Source organism: Planctomycetota bacterium, from assembly GCA_038746835.1.
Lineage (GTDB): Bacteria > Planctomycetota > Phycisphaerae > Tepidisphaerales > Tepidisphaeraceae > JBCDKH01.
Genome location: JBCDKH010000139.1, coordinates 1 through 10,076, shown reverse-complemented (window position 1 = coordinate 10,076; position 10,076 = coordinate 1). Strand labels below are relative to the sequence as shown.

The 10,076-nt window shown below is 64.9% G+C and carries 9 protein-coding genes; 4 read left to right on the top strand and 5 right to left on the bottom strand.

Translation table 11 applies throughout. The features are described from left to right. Positions 1-2,222 (top strand): transglutaminaseTgpA domain-containing protein (locus AAGI46_12595; GenBank protein ID MEM1013046.1); only part of this gene is annotated, 2,222 nt, incomplete at its 5' end. Positions 2,223-2,225: 3 nt separating this feature from the next. Here AAGI46_12595 and AAGI46_12590 read toward each other — a convergent pair. The 5 genes from AAGI46_12590 to AAGI46_12570 form a co-directional block, all read right to left on the bottom strand. Next, positions 2,226-4,679 carry a VacB/RNase II family 3'-5' exoribonuclease gene (locus tag AAGI46_12590; GenBank protein MEM1013045.1) on the bottom strand — a complete coding sequence of 818 codons (2,454 nt, stop codon included), beginning with the start codon at positions 4,677-4,679 and terminating at the stop codon, positions 2,226-2,228. A 210-nt stretch (positions 4,680-4,889) separates the two neighbouring features. Continuing rightward, complete coding sequence (locus tag AAGI46_12585) at positions 4,890-5,606, bottom strand: DUF167 family protein (GenBank protein MEM1013044.1); 717 nt, start codon at positions 5,604-5,606, stop codon at positions 4,890-4,892. Next, positions 5,603-5,848, bottom strand: a complete 246-nt coding sequence (locus tag AAGI46_12580; protein MEM1013043.1) for a hypothetical protein — start codon at positions 5,846-5,848, stop codon at positions 5,603-5,605. The genes AAGI46_12585 and AAGI46_12580 overlap by 4 nt, the downstream gene beginning before the upstream one ends. Positions 5,849-5,858: 10 nt before the next feature. Then, positions 5,859-6,995 carry a bifunctional diaminohydroxyphosphoribosylaminopyrimidine deaminase/5-amino-6-(5-phosphoribosylamino)uracil reductase RibD gene (ribD, locus tag AAGI46_12575; protein MEM1013042.1) on the bottom strand — a complete coding sequence of 379 codons (1,137 nt, stop codon included), beginning with the start codon at positions 6,993-6,995 and terminating at the stop codon, positions 5,859-5,861. 3 nt (positions 6,996-6,998) lie between these two features. Further along, the gene (locus tag AAGI46_12570) at positions 6,999-7,616 is read right to left on the bottom strand and encodes a signal peptidase II (protein MEM1013041.1); all 618 of its coding nucleotides are present in this window, start codon (positions 7,614-7,616) and stop codon (positions 6,999-7,001) included. Positions 7,617-7,684: 68 nt separating this feature from the next. Between AAGI46_12570 and AAGI46_12565 the strand changes: the two genes are divergently transcribed. From AAGI46_12565 to AAGI46_12555, 3 genes are all read left to right on the top strand, one after another. Next, complete coding sequence (locus AAGI46_12565) at positions 7,685-8,506, top strand: superoxide dismutase (GenBank protein ID MEM1013040.1); 822 nt, start codon at positions 7,685-7,687, stop codon at positions 8,504-8,506. Then, entirely contained in the window at positions 8,503-9,432 is a 930-nt protein-coding gene (locus AAGI46_12560) for an NAD(P)-dependent oxidoreductase (protein MEM1013039.1), read from the top strand. The genes AAGI46_12565 and AAGI46_12560 overlap by 4 nt, the downstream gene beginning before the upstream one ends. A 246-nt stretch (positions 9,433-9,678) precedes the next feature. Beyond that, positions 9,679-10,076 (top strand): hypothetical protein (locus AAGI46_12555; protein ID MEM1013038.1); only part of this gene is annotated, 398 nt, incomplete at its 3' end.

The following is a 10,076-nucleotide window of genomic DNA, read 5'->3' as shown; positions in this document are numbered from 1 at the left end:
GCGTGCTGTTCCTCATCTGGGTGGTGCTGTCGCTCTACACGTGCCTGCTGTTCCACCTCAAAGTCGAGGCCGACGCGGCTAGGTGTTATCTGGAGGCGGCCGGTCCGTCCACGCCGATTTCGAGTCATCTCGACGACCCTCGCCTGCGTCGCGACGAGCGGCGGCTCTCCAGCAGCTTGCGACGCCTGACGGCGCTGGTCGCCGTCGCCGGGGCGACGTCGGCAGTGGTCGTCTTCCTTGCGTTTCCACGAGGCGGCGGCGCGTCGTTTCTGCACGAGCTTCCGCGGCTTTCGCCGGAGGAGTCGGTCACTGGATTCAGCGGCAACGTCGACTTCCAGGACATCGCCCGCATTCAGCAAAACACGCAGGTCGCTGGGCACATCGAAGTACTCGGCGACGCGCTTGGCCCGATCTACCTTCGTGGCAACGCGCTCGACTTCTACCAGGCCGACCCGCAGGCCCCCGATGCGTGGTCGTGGAACCGAACGCCGCAGCTCGATCAGTCGAGCGCTCCGCAGCGACTTAAGCGAAACGACCCGACGCCGATCGCACGGGCGAGTCAGACCAACGAGCGCGTCTTCGAATACGTCGTCAACTTGAAGCCAAGCGGCTCCGACACGCTGTTTGTCCTCGACGGCACCGAAGCCCTCTGGCTCATCGAGGGCGGTGTCGGCGGGATGGAAGTTCGCTCCTCAGCGGACGGGACGGTCCGCGTCGCGGGACAGCACCTGGTCCGCCAAATCGAGTACGGCGGCATCGCGACGCAGAAGACGCCGCTCCAAGGCCTGGGCGTGGGGCGAAGTGACTTCGAGAACGATGAATCGCCCTTCGATCGCGCCGTTGAGTGGCTTGCGCCATTGCGGCCGATGCTGGGACTGACGCGGCGTGTCGAGGCGATGCGACTCGCGACGCTCGACTACTTCAACGGCGGCTCTGCGGTCGCCGATCTTCGAGCCGCCAGCAACGAAGAACGGGTTCAGTGGGCACGCGAGCGACACGGAACGCTCCTGGTGGAGCTGGCCAATGCCAAACGCGTGGATGACGTCCGGTCGACACGCGAGGAACGCGGTGAAGACATCACGGGACCACTTCCACCGGCCGACGCGATCATCGACCTCGCACTCGACCCGGCAGTCACGGGCGTCGATCTTCAAGGACAGCCGCTGGCGATCGCCCGCATCCAACGGCCCGGCGTGACGGAGCTGGACGCCCGCATCGCGGGCAACCTGGAGCGCTACTTCCGCAACGAGTACGACTATTCGCTTGATGTCAGCTCGGAAGCCCAGGCCGCCGTTCGGGCGGGACGGGATCCGTTGGAGTGGTTCGTGGTCGAAGGACGACGCGGCCACTGCGAGCTGTTTGCCGGCACGATGGCGGTCGCGTTGCAATCGCTCGGCATCGAGGCACGTGTTGTCGTCGGCTATCGCACCGACGAGTTCAACGACCGCATCGGCCGCTGGACGATTCGCCAGAGCGACGCCCACGCGTGGGTCGAAGCGCTCACAGCCGATGGATGGCGGCGGTTCGATCCGACGCCCGGAGGCATCGGCGACACCGCCGGCGATGATGGTTTCATCGCATCGATCGGCAACTCCATCCGACAGTTCGGCGAGTACCTCACGTACACATGGCAGCAGTCGGTCATCGGCTACGACCGCGGCGCTCAGGAAGGCGTTCGCGACTCGCTGCTTGCACGTGTCGACGAGCAAGTCGGCAGGCGTGTCCGCGAGGCGGGCGATAGCGGCGATGGCGAGACCGGCACCTGGCAGGCGTTCAAGAACTGGCTCTCCGACCGCGGCCTGACTGCCGGCCTGTCGGGAATCGTCGCGGCCGTGGCGAGCGGGCTGCTGACGCTGCTTTTCATTGCGGCCGGCGTTGCTGTCATCGCCTTCGCTCTGGAACGATGGCGTCTTCACCGACGCGCTCGCCGCATCGGTCTGAACGACCTGCCGCCGGATGAAGCGCGACGACTTGCGAAGCAGTTGGGCTTCTACGACGACATGGTCCAGCTGCTCGAAGGTCTTGGGTATCGCCGATCGCCCGGGCTCACGCCACGTGAGTTCGCCGCCACGCTCGACCATCTTCCACCGGCCGCGTTCGAGCGCATTGGCGGGTTGACGGAGGTCTTCTACCGCGTCCGATTCGGCCAAGCCCGCGTGACGCCGATGCGGCGATCACTGCTGCGTCGCGTGGTCGACCAGTTGTCGCAGAAGCTCGCGTAGCGGCTATTTGCGTTTGTCCCATTTCCCTCGATTCTTGCCGCGCGTGTCGCGCGACTTGCTGCGTTGAGATCGCTTGTCGCTGCCGGTCCGGCCGCGCGGTTCCAGGCCGCCGCCGTAGTCGTGTCGGGGTTTGGCATTCTGCTGACGTTCCTGGGCTTTGGACTTGCCCGTGCCGCCGGTGCCGCGGCTTTGGACGTTCAGGACGACGATGTCCAATTCGCGCTTGGGCACGTCGACGCGGGCGATCTTGGTCTGCACGACATCGCCGATGCGGATGACGGTGTTGGTCCGCTTGCCCCGAATGACGCCGGCCTTGGCGTCGACGTCCCACCAGTCGTCGAGCAGGTCCTGATACCGCACGAGTCCCTCCGCCAGGTAAGTCTCGAGCTGCACGAAAAGGCCGAAGTTCGTGATGCCGGTGACGACGCCTTTGAACTCATCGCCGACGTGCTTGTCGGCGAGGAGCTGAAGGACCTTGACGCTGCGAAGCTCGCGCTCGGCCGACTCGCTGCGGCGTTCGGTGTAGCTGATGTAGCTGCCGATGTCGTCGAGCTCCTCGTCGCTCGGCACGTCGCTCATCTTCTGCGAGACGGCCACCTTCTGGTCCCCGGGCGGAGGCGGTACGGGACCCTGGCCGAAGTCAGCGCTCATGACCTCGAAGTACCGGTCCATCAGACGGTGCACCATCAGGTCGGCGTAGCGCCGGATCGGGCTCGTGAAGTGGCTGTAATGCTCGCTGGCCAGGGCGAAGTGCCCGATGAGCTTGGGCGAGTACTCGGCCTGACTGATGCTCCGCAGCACGGCCAAGTTGACCGCGAACTCCTCCGGTTTGCCGCGGACGTTGGCGAGCAGTGCCTGGATGGCGTGGCGATCGACGAGGTCCGGAATCCGGTAGCCGGCGCTCATGGCGAACGTCTTCAGCCGCGCTTCTCCCTCGCCGTCCGGACCGGGGTGGATGCGACGGATGTGTGGCACGCCCATGCCTGCGAAGAGCCGCGCAACGGCTTCGTTCGCCTCGACCATGAACATCTCGATCAACGTGTGCGTGAACGAGTCGTCCTCTTCGGCCGCGCCGACGACCTTGCCTTGGCTGTCGAGTTCCAGCTCGATGCTCGGCATGTTCAGCACGATCTGCCCGTCCGCCTGTCGCCGCTTCTGGATGAGCTTGGCGCAGGTGTTCATGTGTTCGAGCTGCTGGATCAGCTTCGGGTCGTAGTCGCTTCGCTTCTTCGGGCCATCGGTGTGGTATATGTCGTCCTTGCCGTCGATGAGATCCTGGGCCTCGATGTAGCGAAGGCGGGCGAAGGAGTGGATGACGCTGTTGGCGAACGCCGTCCGCTTGGGCCGGCCGGTCTTGGGGTCGAGCCAGATGAATGCGGACTTCACCAGTCGCGGTTCGCCCTCGACCAGGCTGCAGACACCGTTGGACAAGACCTCCGGCAGCATCGGAATGACATGGCCTGGGAAGTACGTCGAGTTGCCCCGGCTGTACGCCTCTTGATCCAGCGCGCCGCCCGCCTTGACGAAGTAGCTGACGTCAGCGATGTGAACGCCGAGCTTCCACGTGCCGTCGCTTTCGCGGCTGAGGCTGATCGCGTCGTCGTAGTCCTTGGCGTCGTCGGGGTCGATCGTGCAGATCAGCTCGTTCGTCAGGTCCAGCCGCTTGGACTTTTCAGTTTCGGGGTCGAACGACCGCACTGCATCACCGGCGGCGTCGAGCACTGCTTCCGGCCATTCCTCAGGCAGGCCGAACTGGACGATCGCACTGCGGAGATCGACGTCTTTGTCGCTCGGATCGCCGAGCACTTGACTGATCACGCCCTCTGGTCCGCGACGATCGTCGGCGAATCGGGTCACCTCAACGATCACCTTCTGGCCTGGCTCGACGTAGCGACTGCCGGCGTCTGGCACGGCGATCGGCTCAGGGCCTCGCTTGCCGTCGGGGAAGACGAACCATTTGCCCTCGAGCTTGCCAACGGTGCCGACGAACCGCGTCTCGCGTCGCTCGATGATCTCGAGCACGCTGCCTTCGTACATGTCCTTGCCGTTGCGATAGCCGGCCGGGATGATCTTGGCCCGCACGATGTCGCCGCTCATCGCCCCCAGCTCGTCGCCAGGCGGGATGAAGAGGTCCTCGTGGCTGTCGGGCTCCTGAGGGATGACGAAGCCGAAGCCCTTCGGATGGCTGCGATACGAGCCGACGAGCTCGTTGTTCGCTATGCGGCTAGCCGGGATCAGCACAGCTCCGCCGCTGCCCAGGACGACGTCGCCATCGTCCATCAGGTCACGGAGCGCGCCACGAAAGGTGCCATAGTCCGGGATGCCCTCCGACGGATTGCCGTGTGCCTGAGCGATGGCGGCCGCGAGCTGGCGCGGCCGCATCGGCGTGTACCCCTCGGCGGAGACGCGTTTGAGGATGCTCTGGCGCAGCTGGTCAGTCGTCGATCCGTCGGACATGTCGATGTTTTAGACGCGTGCTGAATCGACGCACTTCTGAAGTAGCCGCGGAACTTGCTCCGCGCCTTCGCCGACATCCCTCACAGGTGTCGAAGAAGGTCCTGCTCCGTCATCCTGAGCGAGCGCAGCGAGTCGAAGGACCGCGTCTGGCAGGCGTCACGGCCCCAGGCGAGGTCCCTCGGCTGCGCTCGGGATGACGGAGCGGCGTCGTCAGTCGCGGAGCCCGACAGCTGGCTCGTCGTCGTCGCCCCAGTCGAGTTCGTCGGTGGCACTGGTGCCAACAGCACCGGCGGAAGCTTCGGGAACGGCGGATGAGCCGGCAGCCTCGTCAAGGCGTTTGTTCAACTCGCCCGCGACCAGGCCGACGACGCGAAGCCGCTTTTGAGCCTTGGCCTGACCATGGATGATCGAGAGTTGATGCCGCTCCAGCCGCAGGACAGTGGCGACCAGCCCGATGGCCTTCGCGTTCGCTCGTCCGGACTCGGGGTCGCAGTCGACTTCCACGGACACGACGTCTCCGATGACGCCCAGAACGCGATCGGTTGATCCCGGTCCGCCGACCTCGACTTCCAGCTCCGCCGGACCGGTGGCCGCAGGCTCGCCATCGTCAGCGGCGGCCTCGTCCCGATCGGCAGCAAAGAGCGCATCGAGGTCGTCTTCGTCGAGGTCCTGCTCGCCGTCGGTCGGGTCGCTTTCAGGTTTCTTCTTCGGTGGGACGGGCTCGTAGTTGATGGGCAGCGGGTGCTTCTTCGGGCTCTTCATCGCCTCCCAGAAGGTGCGGTAGAAGATGACGAAGAAGTCGTTCGGGCTCTGCTTGCCGATTAGCTGTCCGAGGACGCGGTAGAGCGCCATCGAGCCGAGCATGACGAGCTGCAGCACGAGCAGCCAGCCGAGCCCTCCGGGCCACCAGTCGAACCAGGTGTTCATACGGACTGGGCTTTGGCCTCGCGGTAGCCGGCGACCATCGCCTGGATGATGCGTCGGCCGAGGAAGAAGACGACTGCAGCCAGCAGCACGTAGTACAGGCCGGCGAGAATCGCCTCACTCACGAGAAACGTGTGGGCGATCTGCTGCTCCTCCGGCTCGAGGGAAGACGCGTGCTCCATCGCACGTTTAAATCCGTCCAAGTCGAAGGCCGCGATGGGCACGGAGAGGAAGACCCCACGCATGGGCTCTGTTCTATCTGCTGCTGGTGCCCGTCGCAAGCGATCGTGCAAGGCGAAAGTCGACGCTTGCGCGATCCTCACAATCGAAAGCGTGCTCACTGAGCACATCGTCGCCGAGGTCGAGTTCGCCGATCTTCGGCCAATCGAGTTCTGGGGCGACGAGGCCGGATTCGCCGATGTCGAGTCGCGTCGACTTGAATCGCCAAACCCGGTCGACTTGGCCCAAGCGCAGCAGATCTGCCGCCAACTTCGGACCGGGCTCGACGAGAAGATGCGTCACCCCACGCTTGAAGAGATCGCTCAGAACGTCGCCCATCCCGAATCGCCGACCTCCACGGGTGTTGTCTTGCGAGGGAAGGCGGATGATCTCGACGTGGGAAGCCGGCGATTCGACGTCTGGTGCCTGGTCGTGTGTGTAGATCACCGTCGGCGGACCCGGCTGCCAGAGACGGCGCTCAGGCGGCAGCTTCAGCGAGTTCGACAGCACGACGCGGATTGCCCGGCGTGGCGGATTGTCGCCCCGTGCGGTCAGCTGTGGGTCATCGTTGACCAGCGTGTTCGTGCCGACGGCGATGGCGTCGCAGCGTCCACGGAGTTCGTGAACGACGGAGTTCGCGAGGTCGCCTGTGATCCGCACCGGCCTGCCCTGCCGACCGGCGACTCGTCCGTCACGACTCTCGGCCCACTTGAGCGCCACCATCGGCCGACGTTCCTTGACGCGGAGCCGAAAGGCTCGGATCAACGTGTCGCACTCGGCTTCGAGCACGCCAGACACGACTTCGATGCCGGCCTCGCGCAACTGCCGGATGCCGTTGCCGGCGACATGCGGGTTCGGATCGACGCAACCGATCACGACGCGTCGCACGCCCGCCTTGATCAGTCGCGGCGTACAGGGCGGCGTCTGCTTGCCGTGGCCGGTGTAGCAGCACGGCTCCAGCGTCACATAGGCCGTGGCATTGCGGGCATCGCCGGCGTCAGCGAGTGCGTTCGGCTCGGCGTGCGGGCTGCCGTAGCGCTCGTGGTGGCCGATGCCGATGACCGTGTCGTCGCGGACGAGCACGCAGCCGACCATCGGGTTCGGCTCGACGTGACCTCGGCCGAGCGTCGCCCGCTCGACGGCCATTGCCATGAACTGCTCGTCGCGGGTCACGCCCTACTCCTTCGCCTCGGCCGGCTCCGGATCGGGTGTGATGAGCCCGAGAACCAGAATGACGCCGACTCCAACGCACAGGTAGACGTCCGCCAAGTTGAAGACCCACGGAAAGACCTCGCGATCAGGGAGTGAGCCGGCGATATCCGTCCACCGCATGCCCGGCAGCATGTGGAACATGTCGCGGACGTAGCCGTGGTGCAGGCGGTCGTACAGGTTGCCAACCACGCCAGCCAGCAGCATCGCCAGCGTGAATCGGTACAGCCGCGACTGCCAAAGAACCGGCCCGCCGCTCCGCTTGTCGGTCCGGACGGAATGCCAGAAGAAGAACGCGAGCGCAATGCACGCCACGACACCGACGACGAGGAAGAGCGGCCGTTTCCCCTGGCCAAGGCCCATCGCGGCACCCTGATTGGCGACGGCTGTCAGATCCAGCAGCCCCGGCAGTGCTTCGACGTGCGACATCGGCCGGGGATCGAGGACGACTCGTCCATCGACCCACGTCTCGAAACTGACGAAGTGTTCCCATGCGACGGCCTTGACGACCAGATCGCCCGCAAGTGCGACGACGGCGACCACAAGAGCAACGAGAAGCGAGGATCGGACGGACACGTTGGCCATCGGCGGAAGTGGAGGTTATGCGGATTGGCCGTTGTGTCGGCCGCGCCTGCGGCTTTAGCTTTCAACACATGCAGCCGAATCACAGCGACAGCGGACCGACTCGACGTGATGTGCTTTCCGGTCTTCCGCTCGGCCTCGCCGGACTGGTCGGGGGTGGTGCGATGCTCGGACTCGCGCAGCCGGCCGGTGCCGACGAGCCGCCGCGTGGAGGTCGGCCGCGGATGCCTGCGAAGCTAATGCGGGTGCTCACCTCGATGCACGACGGCAGCGGCTACACGCTCCCGCCGCTGCCGTACGCCTACGACGCGGTCGATGCCGCCATCGACGAGGAGACGATGCGGCTGCACCACACCAAACACCACCAGAGCTACGTCAACGGGCTCAACACGACCGTCGCCGAACTGTCAGAGGGCAGTGCGACCGGCGACAGAACGTTGCTCTACGGACTGGATCGCAACCTCAGCTTCAACTACGGCGGCCACGTGTTGCACTCGATCTTCTGGGCGACGATGGGCCCGGACGACAACGGCAACATGGGCGGCACGCCAACCGGTGATCTTGCAGCGGCGATTGATGAGAGCTTCGGCTCGCTCGACGGTTTCAAGACACTCTGGGCGGGCGCGGCAGCAGCGGTGAAGGGCAGCGGCTGGGTGCAGCTCGTCTTCGACCCTGTCGCTGTCCGACTTGCCGTTGTCGGCGTGAATGACCAGGACCAGGGCTTCATGCCCGGCACCTTCCCGCTCTTGCCGCTGGATGTGTGGGAGCACGCGTATTACCTGCGCTATCAGAATCGTCGCAGCGCGTACGTCGAGAACTTCATGAAGGTCATCGACTGGACCAGCGTGGCCGCGCTCTACGCGATGGTGTCGGCGCCGTACCGTCGCGGATGAAGGTCGCCCTTACCGGAGCCAGCGGGTTCATCGGAAGCAACATCGCGCAGACCCTTGCAAAAGCGGGGCATGATGTCATCGCGCTCGTCCGTGAGACGTCTCGGCGGGATCACATCGAGGAGCACGTCGCCGATTTCGTCGTGGGTGATGCCGCGGATCGGGAGGCGATGGCCAAGCTCTGCACGCGCGTCGATGCCGTGGTCCACAATGCGGTCGACTGGTCCGCGGCAATACCGGCGTTCGGCGGCTCGAAGTCGACGACGGCCTACGAGCACTTCCGCACCAACGTGACCGGCAGCCTCGACCTGCTGGAGACTGCTCGGCTGAGCGACGTCGGGCAGTTTCTGTTCATCAGTAGCGGTGCGGTGAATGACGAGATCGTCACGTCGCCGACAATCACCGAGACGCATCCGACATGGTCGGGCAACCTCTACGGCGCGTACAAGGCGTCGATCGAGCCGTTTCTCAAGGCGTACCGCACGCAGTTCGGGATGAATACCAGCTCATGGCGACCCGTCGCCGTCTATGGCGTGGACCCGACGCTGGAGCGGAGTCAGTGGTTCAATCTCATCGACAAGGCCCGCCGGGGCGAGAAGGTCGACGCACCGGGTGGTGGCAAGATCACGCATGTGCAGGACATTGCCGATGCCATCACATTCGCAATCGGCGACGATCAGACGGCGGGCGAGATCTACAACCTTGCAGAGCGGTACCTGCACAAGTGCGTGCCGCCGCAGATCGCTGCGGAGCTGTCGGGCAGCGGGGGCGAGGTGGTCGATTACAGCGGTTCCGGCGGGCCGAAGAACCAGTACGACACATCGAAGGCGGTGGATTTTTTCGATCGTCACGGTCACGAAATCGGACTGCGTCGCGGTCTCGGTGGGGTGCGTCAGTACGTTGCAAACCTGCTCTCGATGATGGGGTAGATTCAATTTAACCCATTGCCCAGCAATATTTTTTGTCGATCACATCGCCCGTGAGAGCGAGTGTGCCAGCCGCGGTGTTTCCTTGACAAAGGGGGCAGCACGGCTACTGTCCGCCCCCAAATTCGGGACGTGTTCGTGCGTCCCGAGCCGTAGCGGCCGCAACTTCCGGGATGGTGACGGCTGATTCGGCCTGCACGCGGGCCACAACGGGCCCGTCTCTCACCTTCCCCCGGCTCCGAGGTCAGCGTGGCCAAATCCGCCAAGAAGACAGCCAAGAAGGCTCCAGCCAAGCCTCGCACTGCGGCAAAGAAAGTCGCCAAGCGGGTCAAGGCTCCAGTCAGCAAGGCGGCCGCGGTGAAGAAGACGGCCAAGCGACCCGCCGCCAAAAAGGCGAAGGCGGCCGCGCGGACCGTCAAGAAGGCACCAGCAAAGAAGGTCGCCAAGACCGTCAAGTCGGCCAAGAAGACCACCAAGCGTGCGACGAGCACCGCGAAGAAGGCCACGCCGAAGAAAACGGCGGCTCGTTCCGCCTCGGCAAAGAAGAATGCGACTGCGGCTCGCAAGCAGGCACGTTCGACTGCGGCTGCCAAGAAGAAGGTCGCAAAGAAGGTGACGAAGGCCGCGCCCGCAAAGAAAGCTCCGGC